Here is an 18,727-nt window from a genome sequence, read left to right on the forward strand (position 1 = left end):
ACGACGCCGTCGCCGCCCGGCCCGCCGTGCAGCGCGGCCTGCGCGTGCCCGTCCTCGGCAGCCGAGATTGACCGAACGATCGGTCGGAGAATTCTTATGGAAACCCTGTTCGTCCCGATCTCGCTGCGGCCTGGCCCATCTGGTATCGTTTCGGCAAGGCAGCGCTCTCGCCATGCCGTTCCCGGACACCACATTCGACGCCGCCACGCTGATCCATGTCGGCATGAACATCGCCGACAAGGCGGCGCTGTTCGCCGAGGTGCGGCGGGTGCTGAAGCTGAAGCCGGGCGCGCGCTTCGGCGTCTACGAGGTGATGCGGATGGCGGAGGGCGAACTGCCCTATCCGATGCCCTGGGCCGCGGCGCCGGAGACCAGCTTCGTCGAGCCGCCGGAGACCTACCGCCGGCTGCTGCGGCAGGCCGGCTTCACCATCGAGGCGGAGCACGATCGGAGTGAGCTGGCGCTCCGCCTCGGCCGCGAGGCGCGCGAACGGGCCGCCACCCGGGGTCCTTCGCCGCTCGGCCCCCATCTCCTGATGGGCCCGGGGGCGCCGCAGCGTGTCGCCAACGTCATGGCGGCGGTGGAGCGCGGCTTGATCGCGCCGGTCGAGATCATCGCCCGCGCCGGTTGAGCCTGGCCGCCGGCAACCCTTCGCTGCGCGGGCAATGACAGCATCGGGATCTGGCGCAGGCGCTTCCGATATGATTTCATAAAGAAATCATTTTGCGATCGGAGCGCACCATGGCCTCGTCCGCCCCCGTCCTGGAGCTCGGGCGCTGGCTGCCCTATCGGATGTTCGTCATCGCCGGCCGGGTGGCGGAGCTGCTGGAGAGCTTCTATGGCCCACGCTGGGGCCTGGGGCTGCCGGCCTGGCGCATCCTGGCGGTGGTGGCCGACCGGCCGGGCGTCAGCGCGCGGGAGATCGCGCGGGCCTGCGGCCTCGACGCGGTCGCGGTCAGCCGCGGCATCGCCCAGCTGGTCGCCCTCGGCTTCGCCCGGCGCGAGGCCGGGGCGCCGGACCGGCGCTACGCCTCGGTGACGCTGACGGCCGGAGGGGAGGCCGCCTTCGCCGAGATCGCGGCGTTGGCGCGGGCGATCGAGGCCCGGCTGCTGGCGGCGCTGCCGGAGGCCGAGCGGGCGGCGCTCGACCGCGCCCTCGACCGGCTCGACACCGCCAGCGGCAAGCTTGTCGGCGCCGGCTGGCGGGCGCTGCTGGCCGAGGCGGAGACAGGGCGGTGACCGCGGTCCTGTTCCTGGCCACCGCGCTGCTCTGGGGCGGCGGCGCGCTCGCCACCGCGCTGCAGGCCGGGCCGGTGGCCGCCACCGTCTCAGTCGGCTACCGCATGGCCGCGGCCGGCCTGCTGATGCTGGCCCTCGGCGCCTTGACCGGCGCCCGGCTGCGCCTGGCCCGGGCCGAGCTGCCCTGGGTGCTGCTGCAGGGCGTGCTGCTCTTCGGCCTCGCCTTCATCGCCTTCTACCAGGCCACAAGGCTGATCCCGAGCGGCCTGGCGGCGCTGGTGCTGTCGCTCTCCGCCGTCTTCGCCGGGCTGCTCGGCCGCGTCTTCCTCGGCACCGTTCTGACGCCGCGGCTCTGGGCCGGGCTCGGCTGCGGCGTGCTCGGCCTCGCCATCGTCTTCGGCGGCGATCTCGGCGCGGTGGCGGCGGACGGGCGCAGCTTGATCGGTTTCGCCTGGGCCGCGATGGCGGCGCTGGCCACCGCCGGCGGCACCATCCTCGGCGCCCGCAACCAGCGGCGCGGCATCCCGATTTCGGCGGTGATGGGCTGGGGCGCCCTGACCGGAGCGGCCGCCGCCTTCGCCTGGTCGGCCGCGGCCGGATCGGCCTTCGCGATCGACACCTCGGCGCGCTATCTCGGCAGCCTGGCCTATCTCGCCATCGCCGCCTCCTGCATCACCTTCCTGATGTATTTCGACCTGGTCCGCCGCATCGGCCCGGCCCGCACCGCCTACACTTTGGCGCTGGTGCCGGTGGTCGCCCTGGCGCTGTCGGCCGGCTTCGAAGGCCTCGCCCTCGGCCCCGGCCTGCTGCTCGGCGCGGCCGCGATCCTCTGCGGCAACGTGCTGGTGCTGCGGGGCTAGCCCCGCAGGGCCGGGTCGGCCCGCAGCCCCTCGGCCAGGACATCGACCAGCGCCCGCACCCGGGCGGAGGCGCGGCGGCCCTCCTGGTGCACGACATGGATCGGGATCGGCGGCGGTTCGAACTCCTCCATCAAGACCGCCAGCTCTCCGGCCCGGATCGCCGCCGCCGCCTGGTAGGACATCACCCGGGTCAGGCCGCGCCCCGCCACCGCCGCCGCCACCGCGACATCGGCCTGGTTCACGATCAGCCGGGCCTGCGGCGTGATCGTCTCTGTCTGATGGCCGCGATGGAAGGTCCAGTCGCGCAGCGTCGAGCCCTGGAAGAACGGGATCGCCTCGTGCTCCGCCAGCTCGGCCGGGCTGCGCGGCGTGCCATGCGCCGCCAGATAGGCGGGCGCGGCGCAGACGATCCGCCGCACCGAGCCGACGCGGATGGCGCTGAGGCCGGAATCCGGCAACTCGGCGATGCGCACGGCGACGTCGTAGCCCTCCTCGGCCAGGGGAACGATGCGGTCGATGAAGAAGCTGCGCACCACCAGCCCCGGATAACGGCCGGCGACGTCGAACAGCACCGGCGCCACATGCAGCCGGCCGAACAGCACCGGCGCCGTCACCGCGACCGGCCCGCGCGGCTCGGCATGCAGCCCGGCCGCGGCGGCCTCGGCCTCCTCGATCTCGGCCAGGATGCGGCGGCAATCCTCCAGGAAGCGGGTGCCGGCCTCGGTCAACCGGACCACGCGGGTGGTCCGGTGCAGCAGGCGGGCGCCGATCCGCTCCTCCACCGCCGCCACCGCCCGGGTCACCGCGGGCGGCGACAGGGCCAGGCGCCGGGCCGCCGGGGCGAAGCCGCTGGCCTCGGCCACGGCGACGAAGATGCGCATGCTGTCCAGCCGGTCCATCGGATTATTCCGCTGATTGAAACGGTGATCTGTCAAGCGCGCACATTCTCCACGAATGAAGGAATGGGCATCTTGGTGAGGCGAATTCTCATCCGAAAGGCCGCCGCCATGCCTGTTCCCGCCCAGCCCATCCGCCTCTACCGCTTCGGCCTGTCCGGCCATTCCCACCGGGTCGAGCTGTTCCTGTCGCTGCTGGGCCTGCCCTTCGAGGCGATCGACGTCGACCTGCCGGGCGGCGCGCACAAGACCCCGGGCTTCCTGGTGCGCAGCCCCTTCGGCCAGGTGCCGGCGATCGAGGATGGCGATGTCGCCCTGGCCGACAGCAACGCCATCCTGGTCTATCTCGCCGGCCGCTACGACGAGGCCGGGCGCTGGCTGCCGCGCGACCCGCTGGCCGCGGCGGAGGTGCAGCGCTGGCTGTCGGTCGCCGCGGGCTTCCTGGCCTATGGCCCGGCGGTGGCGCGACTGGTCACCGTGTTCAAGGCCCAGCTCGACCATGAGCGTGCCAAGGCGATCGCCGCCCGGCTCTACGGGGTGATGGAGGCGCATCTGGCCCGGGGCGGCTTCCTCGCCGGGCCGCGGCCGACCATCGCCGACATCGCGAACTACACCTACACCGCGGTGGCGCCGGAGGGCGGGGTCTCGCTGCAGACTTACCCGAACATCCGCGCCTGGCTCGCCCGGGTCGAGGCGCTGCCCGGCTTCGTGCCGATGCCGCGCACCGCCGTGGCCGCCTGAAGGCCGCTCCGCATCGCCGAGGTGCACCATGCCCGACACCGCCCCCGCGCCGCTGCCCGGCTGGCCGCATGACGAGCCGACCTTCCATCCCGGCGAGCTGGCCGCCCAGGCCCGGGCCGGGGTGCGCGAGCGCATGGCGCCGGCCGGCCGCCGGGCGATCCGCGGCATCATGCCGGACCAGCATCGCGACTTCTTCGCCATGCTGCCCTTCGTCGTGGTCGGCAGCCTCGACCGGCAGGGCCGGCCCTGGGCCTCGATCCTGTCCGGCCGACCGGGCTTCCTGCGCTCGCCCGACCCGCGCACCCTGACCGTGGCGGCGCGGCCGGCCTATGGCGACCCGCTGGGCGACAACCTGGCCGCCGGCGCGCCGGTCGGGCTGCTCGGCATCCAGCTGGAGACGCGGCGGCGCAACCGGATGAACGGCACGGTCAGCGAATGGGCCGATGGCCGCTTCGCCGTCACGGTCGGGCAGAGCTTCGGCAACTGCCCGCAATACATCCAGGCGCGCCGGCCCAGCTTCGTCGCCGAACCGGACAGCCTGGGCACGCCGCGGCCGGTGCATGCCGAAGGACCGGTGCTCTCCGAGAGGGCCACGGCGCTGGTCGCGGCTTCCGACACCTTCTTCATCGCCACCCGCTCGGCTGACGCCGAGCAGAGCGACGCGCCGTCCGAGGGCGTCGACGTCTCGCATCGCGGCGGCCGGCCTGGCTTCGTCCGCGTGGCGGAGGAGGACGGGCAGACGGTGCTGACCGCGCCGGACTTCGTCGGCAACTTCTACTTCAACACCTTCGGCAACATCGAGGCCGACCCGCGCGCCGGCCTGGTCTTCGTCGATTTCGACACCGGCGGCGTGCTGCTGCTGACCGGCACCGCCGAGGTGGTGTGGGACGGGCCGGAGGTCGCGGCCTTCGCCGGGGCCGAGCGGCTGCTGCGCGTCCGGGTGGAGGAGGGGCGGTGGATCGAGGATGCTGTGCCGCTGCGCTGGTCGGCGCCGCAGCAGGCGTCGCAGCTCGCCGCCACCGGCACCTGGGAGGAGGCCGGCCGGGCGGCGAAGGCCGAGGCGGCGCGCAACACGCTGCAGCCCTTCAGCGTGACCCGGATCGTGCAGGAGAGCGCGACGATCCGCTCCTTCGTGCTGGAGCCGGCGGATGGCGGCAGCGTCGTCGCCCACCAGCCGGGCCAGTTCCTGCCGATCGCGCTCGACATCCCCGGCCGCGACCAGCCGGTCCGGCGCACCTACACCCTGTCCGACGCGCCGGACGGCCGGGCGTATCGGATCAGCATCAAGCGCGCGGCCGCGGCCGGCGACCGGCCCGGTTTGGCGAGCAACTGGCTGCACGACCATGTCCGGGTCGGCGACACCATCCGCGCCCTGGCGCCGCGCGGCGACTTCGGGCTCGACGCCGACAGCCGCCGGCCGGTGCTGCTGCTCTCGGCCGGCGTTGGGGTGACGCCGATGATCGCGATGCTGAACCACCTCATCGGCCGCAATCCGGAGCGGCTGCGACATCCCGGCCGCGGCCTCTGGTTCGTCCACGCCGCGCGCGACGGGGCGGAGCATGCCTTCGCCGACCATCTGCGGGCGCTGGCGGCGCGGGCGCCGACCCTGACCGTCCATGTCCGCTACAGCCGGCCGCGGCCGCAGGACGTCCCGGGCCGCGACTATGACGGCGCCGGCCATATCGACGCCGAACTGCTGCGCCGGCTGCTGCCGCTCGACGATTACGACGTCTATCTCTGCGGTCCCGCCGGCTTCATGCAGGCGATGCGCGAGATCCTGGGTACCCTCGGCGTGCGGCCGGAGCGGATCCGCAGCGAGGCCTTCGCCGCCGGATCGGCCGCGCCGGCGGATGCCGCGGCCCTGCCTCCCGCGGTCGCCACCGCCGAGGTCGAGTTCCGCGCCTCCGGCCGCCGCGTCGCGTGGGACCCGTCCAAGGGCTCGCTGCTCGACCTCGCCGAGGCAGCCGGGATCGAGGCGCCGTGGAGCTGCCGCTCCGGCCTCTGCGGCACCTGCGCCGCGCGGGTGGCGGAGGGCGCCGTGACCTATGCTGAGCCGCCGGCCGGCGCGCCCCGGCCCGGCGAGGCGCTGGTCTGCTGCGCCATGCCCGCCAGCGGCCGGGTGGTGCTGGAGCTGTAGGCCAGGCATTCCTCTCAAATCCGGAACCAAATCCTGCCCTCATGCGTTCGATCGGTCCTGTGGGTGGGGGAGCGCCTTCGGCGCATCGGCATGTCGCTCGGACAAAGGCTCGGCGGATTGAAGAGCAGGACCGTGGTCTGGCTGACCACGGGCGTCGGCGGCTTCCTGGCCGCCGGGCTGGTCCTGGTCATGACCATCGCCTCCTACCGCACCGACCAGCCGGTGCCGAAGCTGTCCCCCGGCGCGCCGATCGAGGCCGGCGAATGGCGCGTCGTGCCGCTGTCCGCGCGGATCGCCACCACCACCCCGGACGGGCGGAAGGTCCGGGACGGCCGGAAGGCCCTGGTGGTGGAGATGGATCTGACCAACCGCACCGCCGCCTCCAGCAACAGCTTTGCCCGCCTGCTGGCCCTGGATCCTTCGGTCGGCGCCGAGGACCGGCCGACCTACATGCTGCTGCGCGACCAGGACCTGCTGTGGGAGCTGCACCCCGACATGACGGAGCGGGTGGCCGCGGTCTGGACGATGCCGCAGGGCGCGGCCCTGCCGCCGGTGCTGACCTTCGCGGTCCACACCTCGGACTACAAGCGGCGGGACAATCTCTGGGGCCATTCCGGCTGGTACAACCGGCATGTGCTCGGCACCCTCGACCTGCCCGTCCAGGCGCCGGATCCGGCATGATGCGGTGGCTCGGCCGACTGGCGGCGCTGCTGGTCGCCGCCCTCCTGCTGCTGGCGATGCAGTGGACCACGCCTCTCTATGACGAGATGATCGCGGCGATCCCGTCCGGCGGGCAGATCGGCGACACGGTCGCGGCCCGGAAGTTCACCATCCGGATCGAGACGATCCAGTTCGCCCGGCAGCTGCGCTTCGAGGCCTATGGCAAGGAGGAGGTGCGCGACACCTCCGGCCTCTGGGCGATCGTTACCGCGACCCTGGCCGCGCGGTCCGAGACCATGACAGTGAACGACGCCTATTGGGAGGGGCCGACCGGGCTGCTCTATTCCCACAGCAACCGGCTGTCCGGCGTCAGGCCGCTGCTGGCCGGCGCCTTGCTCCAGCCCGGCCTGCCGCGGCGCGGCTGGTTCATCTTCGAGATCCGCGAGGACCAGGCCCGGGGCGCCACCTTCGTGGCCCCGAATGCCGGCCTCATCCCGCTCGATTCCATCGTCCGCGTCAGGCTCGGCACCGGCGGCGACGGCGCCCTGCCGATCCTCGACAGCCTGGATCTCGACCGCACGCCGGGGACGATCGAATGACCACGGTCGAACAGCCGGACGAGGACACCGCCCTCGTCCCGACCGACCGCGGCGAGCGGCGGTGGCGCCGTCTCAGCCTCTGGGGGCTGCTGGTGGCGCTGCCCGTCACCTTCCTGCTGTCCGCCAGAGGGGATTTGGAGGAGTGGTGGCAGGGCCAGGAGCTGTTCGAGCAGTCGGTGCCCGCCGGGTCCGAGATCCGCTTCGCCGGCGCCGATTGGCGGCTGGAGACGGTCGAGGTCCTGCCGCTGAAGCAGTCGGGATGGCCGCGCCGGCAGGGACAGGGCACGCCCGTCCGGGTTCGCTTCGCCGTCACCGTGCGCGACCTTGGGATCGACGTGCTGTGGCGGCGCTGCCGGGTGTTGCTGCGGGACGACCAGGGGCATCGCTGGTCGGCCGGCAGCTTCGGCGGCCCGCGCTCGACCGAGGGCGCGATGACCTGCGGCGCCGCGACGCTGGAGCCGCGGGCGCCCGGCACGGTGCTGCGGATCGAGCACGACTTCACCGTCCCGCATGACGCAGCCGCGATCGTGGAGCCGACCGTCAGCATGGATGGCGAGCGGCCGTCCTACCTGCGCTTCCGGCGCGGCGGCTGAGCCTTACGCCTTCGCCGCTGCCTCGTCGGCCCGCGGCTCGGCCGGCGCCTGCGACCGGGCGAAGGCGATCTCCAGCACCGCGGCGATCAGGCAGATGCGCAGCGGCTCGACCAGGATGCCGGGCGTGGTGCCGGATGGGCTGCCCAGCAGCAGCGCCAGGCCGTCGCCCAGCACCTGCCAGAGGGGCAGCGGATGCGGCCCGATCAGATGCGTCGCGCCGATCCACAGCCAGTCGGCCGCCCAGCCGAGCCCGCGCCAGCCGAGGACGAGGATCAGGAGCAGGAAAAGATCGGCGTGCAGCGCCAGCCGGATGCTGTTGGCGATCGGCAGGTAGCGGCTGCGATAGCCGGCGATGAAATGGCCGATGAAGTCGCGCAGGAATTTCGGCAGGGAGGCATAGCGGCTGCCGATGCGCTCCAGCCGCCGGTGCCGCATCCAGCCGGGGTCGCCGCCCAGGTCGTGGCCGTAGATCAAGGCCGCCATCACCAGCCAGATCAGGGGCAGCAGGGCGTAGAAGAACAGGCCCAGGGCAACGCTCGTCGCGTCGGGCGGCGCCTGCTCGACCGGCTCGGCCGCGGCGAAGGCGGTGGAGATCGGGGTCAGCACCGCCTGCCAGACCCCGTTCAGCCAGGTCCAGGCGGCGCCGCTGGCCACCCAGGCGAGGGCCTCGTCCTTCCATTGCGACAGCACGAACAGGCCGATGAAGACCCAGTTGGTCTCGCACAGCACGATCAGCAGCTTCCAGATCGGGGCGTCGGTCCGGTCGCGCATCAGCTTGAAGAACCGGCGCAGGATCCAGGTGCCGACCACCGAGACGACCAGCCAGCGGGCGCCGATGGCGTCGAGCAGGCTGCCGCTTTCGCCGAAGGGGGCGAGGCTGAGCCCCAGCATCGAATACTCGCGGATGGTGTCGCCCAGGAAGCCCCAGGCGGCGTAATAGGCGAAGAAGGGCACCAGGGCGATGGTCAGGGTGGTGGCGAAGCCGGCCAGCCGCTGCCGGCGTGTCGTGGGCGCCGGGGCATCCTCCGGCCCGGTGATGGGCACCGCCGTTCCGGACGACAGGGCCTGGGCGGCGGCGATGGCCGGCAGCGCCGGCCGCATGATCATGAAGCTGAGGACCGTAACGACCAGCTTGGTCAGCACCACCAGCGTGAGCGCCGCGAAGCCGAGCGACCGGTCGACGAAGCCGATCTTGGCGGACAGCAGCAGCAGCTGGTCGTTCAGCAGCATGCCGATCAGCACCAGCAGCGTCAGCTGCGGCCAGAACCGCCACCACAGCTTCCCGGTCAGCACCAGCGGCGCCAGCAGCTCGCGAACCATCCCCACCCCACGAAGCCCTAAATCTTCCGACGGGCACAGTAACGCGCGACCTGCGTCTTTGTGCCCTATCCGGCCTGGATCCGTCCGCCCGACGGACCCGGACCGTCCGGCCGTGTAGCAGGGCGGAGGGGGGCGCCGGACGCAGACTCAAGGTGACGGATCAATGGATGCTCGCGTCGAGGACCGACAGCGGCCGGTCGAGCAGAAGGACAGGCCGCGCCGCGGGCGGCTGGTGTGGGGCGGGCTCGGCCTTGTCGTCGCCGCGCTGATCGCCGTCGCCACCTGGCACGTGGTCACCACCCCCGGCGCGCCCCCGGCCCGCGGCGGCCGCTTCGCCGACGCCGCGCCGCAGCCGGTGGGCGTCGCCACCGTGGGCAAGGGCGACATCCGCATCACGCTCGACGCGCTCGGCACCGTCACCCCGCTCGCCACCGTCACGGTCAAGCCGCAGATCGCCGGCCAGTTGACCGAGGTCGGCTTCCAGGAAGGGCAGCTGGTGAAGAAGGGCGACTTCCTGGCCCAGATCGACCCGCGCCCCTACCAGGTGGCGCTGGAGCAGGACCAGGGCCAGCTGGCCAAGGACCAGGCGGTCCTCGCCCAGGCCCAGAGCGACCTGGGGCGCTACCAGCAGATGCTGAAGCAGAACGCGGTGTCGCAGCAGCAGGTCACCGACCAGGCCTTCCTGGTGCAGCAGGACCAGGGCACGATCCAGTCCGACCAGGCGCAGATCGACGCGCAGAAGCTGAATCTCGACTACGCGCACATCGTCTCGCCGGTCGACGGCCGGGTCGGGCTGCGCCAGGTCGATGCCGGCAACTATGTGCAGGTCGGGGACGCCCTCGTCATCGTCACCCAGCTGCAGCCGATCTCGGTGGTGTTCTCGCTGCCCGAGGACGACCTGCCGCAGATCCAGGCCCGGCTGCGCGCCGGCGCCAGCCTGCCGGTGATCGCCTTCGACCGCTCCGGCACCACCCAGATCGCCACCGGCACGCTGTCGACCCTCGACAACCAGATCGACACCACCACCGGCACGGTGAAGCTGCGCGCCGGCTTCGACAACCCCGACGAGACGCTGTTCCCGAACCAGTTCGTCAATGCCCGGTTGCTGGTGGACACGCAGCAGAATGTCGTCACGGTGCCTGCCGCTGCGGTCCAGCACGGCGCGCCGGGCGCCTTCGTCTATCTGGTCGGCGCCGACGGCACCGTGGCGGTGCGGCCGATCAAGACCGGCGCCTCGGATGGCGGCATGGTCGCGGTCACGGATGGGTTGCAGCCCGGCGACCGGGTGGTGGTCGACGGCACCGACCGCCTGCGCGACGGCGCCCATGTCACCGTGGCCGGCGGCGACGGTGCAGGGCAGGCCGCTCCTACGACCCCGGCGGACGGCCAGGCCGTCCAGCCACGCCATCGCCAGGGCACCGGCGAGGGCGGCGGGCAGGGCCAGCACCGCCGCCGCGACAACCAGACCCAGCAGCCCGCGTCGAACGGATGAGCGCCCGCGGATCGCGGAGCGGAGGCCGGCCATGAACCCGTCCCGTCTGTTCATCCTGCGGCCGGTCGGCACCTCGCTGCTGATGGCGGCGATCCTGCTGGTCGGCGCCGTGGCCTACCGCTTCCTGCCGCTGTCGGCCCTGCCGGAGGTCGATTACCCGACCATCCAGGTGCAGACCTTCTATCCGGGGGCCAGCCCGGAGGTGATGACCTCCTCGGTCACCGCCCCGCTGGAGAAGCAGTTCGGCCAGATGCCGGGGCTGAACCAGATGACCTCGGCCAGCTCGGCCGGCGCCTCGGTCGTCACCCTGCAGTTCAACCTCGACCTCAGCCTCGACGTGGCGGAGCAGGAGGTGCAGGCCGCGATCAACGCCGCCGGCAACCTGCTGCCGGGCGACCTGCCGGCGCCGCCGATCTACGCCAAGGTCAACCCGGCCGACGCGCCGATCCTGTCGCTCGCCGTCACCTCGAAGACGATCCCGCTGACCGAGCTGCAGAACCTGGTCGACACCCGCCTGGCGCAGAAGATCTCGCAGCAGCCCGGCGTTGGCCTGGTCAGCCTCAGCGGCGGCGCCCGGCCGGCGGTGCGCATCCAGGTGAACCCGCAGGCGCTGGCCGCCTACGGCCTCGCCATCGACGACGTGCGCACCACCCTCGGCAACGTCAACGTCAACACGCCGAAGGGCAATTTCGACGGGCCGACCCGGTCGTCGACGATCAATGCCAACGACCAGATCACCCAGGCGCAGGACTACGGGGACGTGGTCGTCGCCTACCGCAACGGCGCGCCGATCCGCCTGTCCGACGTCGCCACCGTGGTCAGCGGGCCGGAGAACGGCAAGCTCGCCGCCTGGGCCGACATGACGCCGGCCATCATCGTCAACATCCAGCGCCAGCCCGGCGCCAACGTGATCGAGGTGGTGGACGGCATCAAGGCGATCCTGCCGCAGCTAGAAACCAGCCTGCCCGCGGCGGCGGAGGTCGCGGTGCTCAGCGACCGCACCGTCACCATCCGCGCCTCGGTCGCCGATGTCGGCTTCGAGCTGATGCTGTCGGTGGCGCTGGTGGTGCTGGTGATCTTCCTGTTCCTGCGCACCGCGGCGGCCACCATCATCCCCAGCCTGTCGGTGCCGCTGTCGCTGGTCGGCACCCTGGCGGCGATGTACCTGCTGGGCTTCAGCCTCGACAACCTGTCGCTGATGGCGCTGACCATCGCCACCGGCTTCGTCGTCGACGACGCCATCGTCATGATCGAGAACATCGCCCGCTTCGTCGAGGCGGGCGAGCCGCCGCTGCAGGCGGCGCTGAAGGGGGCGGAGCAGATCGGCTTCACCATCATCTCGCTGACCGTGTCGCTGATCGCTGTGCTGATCCCGCTGCTGTTCATGGGCGAGGTGGTCGGCCGGCTGTTCCACGAGTTCGCGGTCACCCTGGCGGTCACCATCGTGATCTCGGCGGTGGTGTCGCTGACCCTGGTGCCGATGCTGTGCGCCAAGCTGCTGCGGCACCGGCCGGCGGCCGAGCGCGGTCGCTTCGACCGTGGCGCCGAGCGCGCCTTCGACTGGATCATCGGCCAGTACGGCCGCGCGCTGGGCTGGGTGCTCGACCACCAGCCGCTGACCCTCCTGGTCGCCGTGGCGACGCTGGGCCTGACCGTCGCGCTCTACGTGGTGATCCCGAAGGGCTTCTTCCCGGAGCAGGACACCGGGATGATCCAGGGCATCTCCGAGGCGGCACAGACCATCTCCTATGCCGAGATGGCGAAGCACCAGTCGGCGCTGGCCGAGGCCATCCTGAAAGATCCGGACGTCGCCGGCCTCAGCTCCTTCATCGGCGTCGACGGCACCAACACCACGCTGAACAGCGGCCGCTTCCTGATCAGCCTGAAGCCGCTCGGCCAGCGCAAGGCCACCGCCGGCGAGGTGATCGACCGGCTGCGCGGCGAGGTCGCCGGCGTGCCCGGCATCACCCTCTACATGCAGCCGGTGCAGGACCTGACGATCGATTCCACCGTCAGCCGCACCCAGTACCAGTTCGTGCTGGAGAACGCCGATCTCGGCCAGTTCCAGGACTGGGTGCCGCGGCTGATGCAGCGGCTGCAGCAGGTGCCGGAGATCGCCGACGTCGCCAGCGACTACGAGCAGCAGGGGCTGGCCGTCGACCTGGTGATCGACCGCGCCACCGCCGCCCGCTTCGGCATCACCCCGGCCACGGTCGACAACGCGCTGTACGACGCCTTCGGCCAGCGCATCGTCTCGACCATCTACACCCAGGCCAACCAGTACCGCGTGATCCTGGAGGCCGACCCGTCGGTGCAGCAGTCGCTGGACGGGCTGAAGGCCCTGTACCTGCCGTCCTCGCTGTCCTCGACCGGGCAGGTGCCGCTCTCCGCCATCGTCAAGGTCGAGCAGCGGGCCGGGCCGCTGCAGATCACCCATCTCGGCCAGTTCCCGGCGACGCTGATCTCGTTCAACCTGGCCCCGGGCGCGTCGCTCGGCGCCGCGGTCGACGCGATCCAGCAGGTCGAGACCGAGGTCGGCCTGCCCGACAGCTTCACCACCGCCTTCCAGGGCTCGGCCGCGGCCTTCCAGTCCTCGCTGGCGAACGAGGCGCTGCTGATCCTGGCCGCGATCGCGACCATGTACATCGTGCTGGGCGTGCTCTACGAGAGCTTCATCCACCCGGTCACGATCCTGTCCACCCTGCCCTCGGCGGGCGTCGGCGCGCTGCTGGCGCTGATGGCGGCGGGGGACGGGCTCGACGTGATCGGGATCATCGGCATCATCCTGCTGATCGGCATCGTCAAGAAGAACGCGATCATGATGATCGACTTCGCGCTGCAGGCGGAGCGCGAGGAGGGCAAGCCGCCGCGCGAGGCCATCTTCCAGGCCTGCCTGCTGCGCTTCCGGCCGATCCTGATGACCACCATGGCGGCGCTGCTAGGCGCCCTGCCGCTGATGCTGGGCACCGGCATGGGGTCCGAGCTGCGCCGGCCGCTCGGCGTCGCCATCGTCGGCGGGCTCATCGTCAGCCAGCTCCTGACCCTGTTCACCACCCCGGTGATCTACCTGGCCTTCGACCGGCTGGCATCGCGGGTCCGCGGCGGCCGCCGCGCCATCACGGAGGAGGGGGCGTGAACCTCTCCGCCCCCTTCATCGCCCGGCCGGTGGCGACGACGCTCTTGACCCTCGGCATCGTCCTGGCCGGCTTCTTCGCCTATCTGAAGCTGCCGGTGTCGCCGCTGCCGCAGGTCGACTTCCCGACCATCTCGGTCTCGGCCACGCTGCCCGGCGCGAGCCCGGACACGGTGGCGGCCACGGTGGCCAGCCCCCTGGAGCGGCATCTCGGCGCCATCGCCGACGTCACCGAGATGACCTCGCGCAGCTCGGTCGGCCAGGCCAGCATCACCCTGCAATTCGGCTTGAACCGCGACATCGACGGCGCCGCGCGGGACGTGCAGGCGGCGATCAACGCGGCCCGGGCCGACCTGCCGGCCAGCCTGCGCAGCAACCCGACCTACCGCAAGGTCAACCCGTCGGACGCGCCGGTGCTGATCCTGGCGCTGACCTCGAAGACCCTGACCCGCGGCCAGATCTACGACGCCGCCAGCAATGTGCTGGAGCAGCGGCTGTCGCAGATCGAAGGCATCGGCCAGGTGACCCTGGGCGGCGCCGCCCTGCCGGCGGTCCGGGTCGAGCTGAACCCGCAGGCGCTGGCGCAATACGGCATCGGGCTCGAGGATGTCCGCGCCGCGCTGGCCGCGGCCAACGCCAACAGCCCGAAAGGGTCGATCGAGGAGGCCGGCCGGCATTTCCAGATCTACAGCAACGACCAGGCCAGCAAGGCCGAGGACTACAAGCCGCTGGTGATCGCGGCCCGCAACGGCGCCACCGTGCGGCTGTCCGACGTCGCCGACGTCCAGGATTCGGTCGAGGACCTGCGCAACGCCGGCCTGGCCGACGGCAAGCCGGCCGTGCTGGTGCTGCTGTTCCGCGAGCCCGGGGCCAACATCATCGACACGGTCGACCGGGTGAACGCCGAGCTGCCGCATCTGCGCGCGGCGATGCCCCGGGACATCGAGATCACCCCGGCCGCCGACCGCACCGGCACCATCCGCGCCTCGCTGAACGACACCCAGCTGACCCTCCTGATCTCGGTCGCGCTGGTGATGCTGGTGGTGTTCGCCTTCCTGCGCGACCCGCGCGCCGCGATCATCCCGGCGGTGGCGGTGCCGGTCTCGATCATCGGCACCTTCGGGGTGATGTACCTGGTCGGCTACAGCCTCGACAACCTGTCGCTGATGGCCCTGACCATCGCCACCGGCTTCGTCGTCGACGACGCCATCGTGGTCTTGGAGAACATCTCGCGCCATGTCGAGGCGGGCATGCCGCGGCGCCAGGCGGCTTTGCGCGGCGCGCGCGAGGTCGGCTTCACCGTGCTGTCGATCAGCATCTCGCTGGTCGCGGTGTTCATTCCGATCCTGCTGAGGGGCGGGCTGGTCGGCCGGATCTTCCGGGAGTTCGCGCTGACCCTGTCGATCGCCATCGGCGTGTCGATGGTGATCTCGCTGACCACCACGCCGATGCTGTGCGCCCTGCTGCTGCGCCGCCGGCCGCGCCGGCCCGAAAGCGGGCCCGGCCCGCTGGCCCGGGTGATGCGGGTCTATGAGCGGACCTTGGGCTGGGCGCTGCGGCACAGCGGCTTCGTGGTCCTGGTGCTGTTCGGCGTGGTCTGCCTGAACATCGCGCTGTTCGCGATCATCCCGAAGGGCTTCTTCCCGGAGCAGAGCACCGGCCGGCTGGTCGGCGGCATCGTCGCCGACCAGAGCATCTCGTTCCAGCTGATGCAGCAGAAGCTGGCGCAGCTGATGGACATCGTCCGCGCCGACCCGGCGGTGGACAGCGTCGTCGGCTTCACCGGCGGCGGGGGCGGCGGCCGGTCGCAGACCAACACCGGCCAGGTCTTCGTCACGCTGAAGCCGCTGTCCGAACGCGGAATCGGCGACGACGAGGTGATCGCCCGGCTGCGCGGCAAGCTGGCGGTGGTGCCGGGCTGCCAGCTGTTCCTGGTCTCGGCCCAGGACATCCGCGCCGGCGGGCGGCAGAGCAACGCCGCCTACCAGTACACGCTGCAGTCGGATTCCTCGCAGGAGCTGCAGGACTGGGGCCCGAAGCTGACCCAGGCGCTGCAGGCCGATCCGACCCTGGCCGACGTCAATTCCGACCAGCAGCAGAAGGGGCTGGAGACCGACATCGTCATCGACCGCGACACCGCCGCCCGCCTGGGCATCACCCCGTCGCAGATCGACAACACCCTGTACGACGCCTTCGGCCAGCGCCAGGTCTCGACCATCTACAGCGCCATCAACCAGTACCACGTGGTGATGGAGGTGGCGCCGCAATACTGGCAGAGCCCGGAGACGCTGAAGTCCTTGTACGTCAGCACCTCCGGCGGCAGCGCCAGCGGCACCGCCAGCACCAACGCGCCGGCCAGTGCCACCGGCACCGGCGTCGCCAGCCTGGCGGCGCAGTCGGCCGCCAACGCCAACACCAACGCCCTGGCCAATGCCGGCCGCAAGGGCACCTCCAGCGGCGCCGCGGTCAGCACGGCGTCGGAGACGATGGTGCCGCTGTCGGCGATCAGCCATTACGGGCCGGGCAACACGCCGCTGTCGGTCAACCACCAGGGCCTGTTCGCGGCGACCACGATCTCGTTCAACCTGGCGCCGGGCCGGTCGCTCGGCGACGCCGCGGCGGCGGTGCAGCAGGCGATGGTGGCGCTGCACATGCCGGCCACCATCCATGGCAGCTTCCAGGGCACCGCCCAGGTGTTCCAGAGCTCGCTGAGCAACGAGCCGATCCTGATCCTGGCGGCGCTGGCGGCGGTCTATATCGTGCTCGGCATCCTGTACGAGAGCACGATCCACCCGATCACCATCCTGTCGACCCTGCCCTCGGCCGGGGTCGGGGCGGTGCTGGCGCTGATGCTGTTCGACACCGAGTTCAGCCTGATCGCGATGATCGGCGTCATCCTGCTGATCGGCATCGTCAAGAAGAACGCGATCATGATGATCGACTTCGCGCTGGAGGCCGAGCGCAGCCGCGGCCTGGCCCCGCGCGAGGCGATCCTCGAGGCCAGCCTGCTGCGCTTCCGGCCGATCCTGATGACGACGATGGCGGCGATCTTCGGGGCGGTGCCGCTGGCGGTTGGCTTCGGCAGCGGCAGCGAGCTGCGCCAGCCGCTCGGCATCGCCATCGTCGGCGGCCTCGTGGTCAGCCAGGTGCTGACGCTCTACACCACCCCGGTCTTGTACCTGGTGCTCGACCGCTTCCGGCACTGGGCGCGCGGCCGATGGGGCCGGGCGTTCCCGCGCCTGGCCGGCGGGACGCCGGGGGCGGCGGAGTGACGGGGCGCCGGTCGATACGGCGCAGCCGCTAGAGCCGCGCATTCCTCAGATGATCGGCGAGGAGGTCGATGAACAGCCTGGTTTTCGCCGGCATCAGCTTGCTGCCCGGCCACACCACCTGAATCGGCACCGGCGGCGGCTCGTGGTCGACGAGAATGAGCTCGACCTGCCCTTCGTCGACGAGCTGGCGAATCTGCCACAGCGGCGTGAAGCCGATCCCCATTCCGGCGGTGACGCCGGCATACATCGAAGCGCCGTGGTCGGCTCGAAACCGGCCCGTCACCTGCACGGTCCTGACCGTGTCTCCGTCCTTGTACGGCCAGCGGCTGTCGTTCGGCCCAACGGTCCGCACGACGCATTGATGCCGCGGCAGGGCGGTCGGATGATCGGGCCGGCCGTTCCTCGCGAAATACGAGGGCGCGCCGAAGAAGACGCGGCGGAGTTCGCCGAGGCGTCTGGCTTTCAGCTCTGTATCCCGCAGCTCTCCGATTCTGACAGCCAGATCGAGCTGCTCCTCGATCAGGTCGACGAAGGTGTCGGACAGCTTCAGGTCGAGTTCGACCAGCGGGTGCCGCGCAACGAAGTCCGCCGCCACGGGCACGATATAGGCGGGGGCGAAGAACACCGGTGCGCCGATGCGCAGCAGGCCCGCGGGCTCGATCCGGCGATTGCCGGCTTGAAGCGTCGCCTCGTTGATTTCCGATACTGCCGGTTTCGCGCGGCTATAGAACTCGAGTCCGGCTTCCGTCGGATTCAGTTGCCGCGTGGTGCGGTGGACGAGTTCGACGCCGATGCTGCGTTCCAGCACGGAGAGCGATCGGCTGACCGACTGAAGCGGACGCCGCAACCGACGAGCGGCCGCCGTCAGGCTGCCGCTTTCGACGATGGCGATGAAGGTCTCCAGGTCTTGGAGGCGGCCCATCCATTCTCCCGATTTGCTGGAGAGTGTATAGACCACATATCGTATTATCAGCAAACTCGGGATAGCCTACATTGGCACAGTCCGAGGGGTTCCCCGTAAATCAGGAGGGTGATCGATGTCGTTCCAGGCTTATCTCGACAATATCAGGGCAAAGACCGGCAAGAGCGCCGACGATTTCAAGAAACTCGCGGACCAGAAGGGTTTCACTCAACACGGCAAGTTGAAGGATGGCGTCAAGGCGGGCGAGATCGTGACGTGGCTCAAGGATGACTTCGAGCTTGGCCACGGTCACGCGATGGCGATCTACGCCGTCCTCAAGGGCTTGGATGCCGGGAAGACATAGGGATCTCGATGGAGGCTGCTCGATCGAGCGCCGGCATCAGGCCCGCATCGCCTATGGAGGAGACACATGACCGCCACGGCCGCAGACACCGCCCCGAAACGGATGCGTTGGGCGGGCCATGGTCTGAACACGCTCGTGATCCTCTTCCTGCTGATGGATGCGACGATGAAGCTGCTGCGGCTGCCCGTGGTGGTCGAGACGACCGCGCAGATCGGCTGGCCGGCGGCGAGTGTCGTGCCGCTCGGGATCCTCCTGCTGATCTGCACCGCGCTTTATGCGTTTCCGCGAACGGCCGTGCTCGGCGCCGTGCTCCTCACGGCCTATCTCGGCGGCGCCGTCGCCACGCATGCGCGCATCGGCAGCCCTCTGTTCAGCCACACGCTGTTCGGCGTCTATCTGGGCATCGTGCTCTGGGGCGGCCTCTATCTCAGGGACGACCGCCTGCGGCGGCTCATCCCGTACCGTCGCTAGACTCGTTCACGTCCACCTCATGATGGTCCTTCCGTCGATCGCTGGCCTG

General features: G+C 71.0%; 16 protein-coding genes. 13 read left to right on the plus strand and 3 right to left on the minus strand.

Annotated features, from left to right (window positions below; genetic code table 11):
• Positions 1-67: 67 nt before the first annotated feature.
• The 3 genes from ACTOWL_RS18020 (at position 68) to ACTOWL_RS18030 (ending at position 2,099) form a co-directional block, all read left to right on the plus strand.
• The gene (locus ACTOWL_RS18020; RefSeq protein ID WP_441322642.1) at positions 68-631 is read left to right on the plus strand and encodes a class I SAM-dependent methyltransferase; all 564 of its coding nucleotides are present in this window, start codon (positions 68-70) and stop codon (positions 629-631) included.
• A gap of 110 nt (positions 632-741) precedes the next feature.
• The gene (locus ACTOWL_RS18025; protein WP_441322643.1) at positions 742-1,239 is read left to right on the plus strand and encodes a MarR family winged helix-turn-helix transcriptional regulator; all 498 of its coding nucleotides are present in this window, start codon (positions 742-744) and stop codon (positions 1,237-1,239) included.
• Positions 1,236-2,099, plus strand: a complete 864-nt coding sequence (locus tag ACTOWL_RS18030; RefSeq protein ID WP_441322644.1) for a DMT family transporter — start codon at positions 1,236-1,238, stop codon at positions 2,097-2,099. Before ACTOWL_RS18025 ends, ACTOWL_RS18030 begins: the two co-directional genes overlap by 4 nt.
• Here the strand turns inward: ACTOWL_RS18030 and ACTOWL_RS18035 are convergent.
• On the minus strand, positions 2,096-2,998 hold the full coding sequence (locus ACTOWL_RS18035; RefSeq protein WP_441322645.1) for a LysR family transcriptional regulator: 903 nt from the start codon (positions 2,996-2,998) through the stop codon (positions 2,096-2,098). The two genes, ACTOWL_RS18030 and ACTOWL_RS18035, sit on opposite strands and share 4 nt — an antisense overlap.
• Before the next feature lie 108 nt (positions 2,999-3,106).
• On the opposite strand from ACTOWL_RS18035, the gene ACTOWL_RS18040 reads away from it, so the two are divergent.
• The 5 genes from ACTOWL_RS18040 to ACTOWL_RS18060 all read left to right on the plus strand — a co-directional run bounded on the left by ACTOWL_RS18040 (position 3,107) and on the right by ACTOWL_RS18060 (position 7,725).
• Positions 3,107-3,736 (plus strand): glutathione S-transferase family protein, encoded by a 630-nt coding sequence (locus ACTOWL_RS18040; RefSeq protein ID WP_441322646.1) that lies wholly within the window; start codon positions 3,107-3,109, stop codon positions 3,734-3,736.
• Positions 3,737-3,764: 28 nt separating this feature from the next.
• The gene (locus ACTOWL_RS18045) at positions 3,765-5,873 is read left to right on the plus strand and encodes a pyridoxamine 5'-phosphate oxidase family protein (RefSeq protein WP_441322647.1); all 2,109 of its coding nucleotides are present in this window, start codon (positions 3,765-3,767) and stop codon (positions 5,871-5,873) included.
• A gap of 117 nt (positions 5,874-5,990) precedes the next feature.
• On the plus strand, positions 5,991-6,554 hold the full coding sequence (locus ACTOWL_RS18050; RefSeq protein WP_441322648.1) for a hypothetical protein: 564 nt from the start codon (positions 5,991-5,993) through the stop codon (positions 6,552-6,554).
• On the plus strand, positions 6,551-7,132 hold the full coding sequence (locus ACTOWL_RS18055; RefSeq protein WP_441322649.1) for a hypothetical protein: 582 nt from the start codon (positions 6,551-6,553) through the stop codon (positions 7,130-7,132). Before ACTOWL_RS18050 ends, ACTOWL_RS18055 begins: the two co-directional genes overlap by 4 nt.
• On the plus strand, positions 7,129-7,725 hold the full coding sequence (locus ACTOWL_RS18060; RefSeq protein ID WP_441322650.1) for a hypothetical protein: 597 nt from the start codon (positions 7,129-7,131) through the stop codon (positions 7,723-7,725). Before ACTOWL_RS18055 ends, ACTOWL_RS18060 begins: the two co-directional genes overlap by 4 nt.
• 3 nt (positions 7,726-7,728) lie before the next feature.
• Here ACTOWL_RS18060 and ACTOWL_RS18065 read toward each other — a convergent pair whose 3' ends face one another.
• Positions 7,729-9,045, minus strand: coding sequence for a hypothetical protein (locus ACTOWL_RS18065; RefSeq protein ID WP_441322651.1), 1,317 nt, complete (start codon positions 9,043-9,045; stop codon positions 7,729-7,731).
• Positions 9,046-9,208: 163 nt separating this feature from the next.
• Here ACTOWL_RS18065 and ACTOWL_RS18070 point away from each other — a divergent pair, with 163 nt between their 5' ends.
• The 3 genes from ACTOWL_RS18070 to ACTOWL_RS18080 are packed head-to-tail and all read left to right on the plus strand — an operon-like array spanning position 9,209 to position 16,942.
• Positions 9,209-10,537 carry an MdtA/MuxA family multidrug efflux RND transporter periplasmic adaptor subunit gene (locus ACTOWL_RS18070; protein WP_441322652.1) on the plus strand — a complete coding sequence of 443 codons (1,329 nt, stop codon included), beginning with the start codon at positions 9,209-9,211 and terminating at the stop codon, positions 10,535-10,537.
• Between the two features lie 31 nt (positions 10,538-10,568).
• On the plus strand, positions 10,569-13,673 hold the full coding sequence (locus tag ACTOWL_RS18075; protein WP_441322653.1) for an MdtB/MuxB family multidrug efflux RND transporter permease subunit: 3,105 nt from the start codon (positions 10,569-10,571) through the stop codon (positions 13,671-13,673).
• Positions 13,670-16,942: an efflux RND transporter permease subunit gene (locus ACTOWL_RS18080; protein ID WP_441322654.1), complete on the plus strand. Its 3,273-nt coding sequence runs from the start codon at positions 13,670-13,672 to the stop codon at positions 16,940-16,942. The genes ACTOWL_RS18075 and ACTOWL_RS18080 overlap by 4 nt, the downstream gene beginning before the upstream one ends.
• A gap of 28 nt (positions 16,943-16,970) precedes the next feature.
• Here the strand turns inward: ACTOWL_RS18080 and ACTOWL_RS18085 are convergent, their stop codons facing one another.
• Entirely contained in the window at positions 16,971-17,864 is an 894-nt protein-coding gene (locus ACTOWL_RS18085; RefSeq protein ID WP_441322655.1) for a LysR family transcriptional regulator, read from the minus strand.
• Positions 17,865-17,979: 115 nt separating this feature from the next.
• On the opposite strand from ACTOWL_RS18085, the gene ACTOWL_RS18090 reads away from it, so the two are divergent.
• Both ACTOWL_RS18090 and ACTOWL_RS18095 read left to right on the plus strand, forming a co-directional pair.
• Positions 17,980-18,207 (plus strand): DUF4287 domain-containing protein, encoded by a 228-nt coding sequence (locus ACTOWL_RS18090; protein ID WP_441322656.1) that lies wholly within the window; start codon positions 17,980-17,982, stop codon positions 18,205-18,207.
• 66 nt (positions 18,208-18,273) lie between these two features.
• Positions 18,274-18,678, plus strand: coding sequence for a DoxX family protein (locus ACTOWL_RS18095; protein WP_441322657.1), 405 nt, complete (start codon positions 18,274-18,276; stop codon positions 18,676-18,678).
• Positions 18,679-18,727 lie beyond the last annotated feature (49 nt).

Origin of the sequence: Inquilinus sp. CA228 (genome assembly GCF_052078665.1) — a bacterium.
Taxonomy (GTDB): domain Bacteria; phylum Pseudomonadota; class Alphaproteobacteria; order DSM-16000; family Inquilinaceae; genus Inquilinus.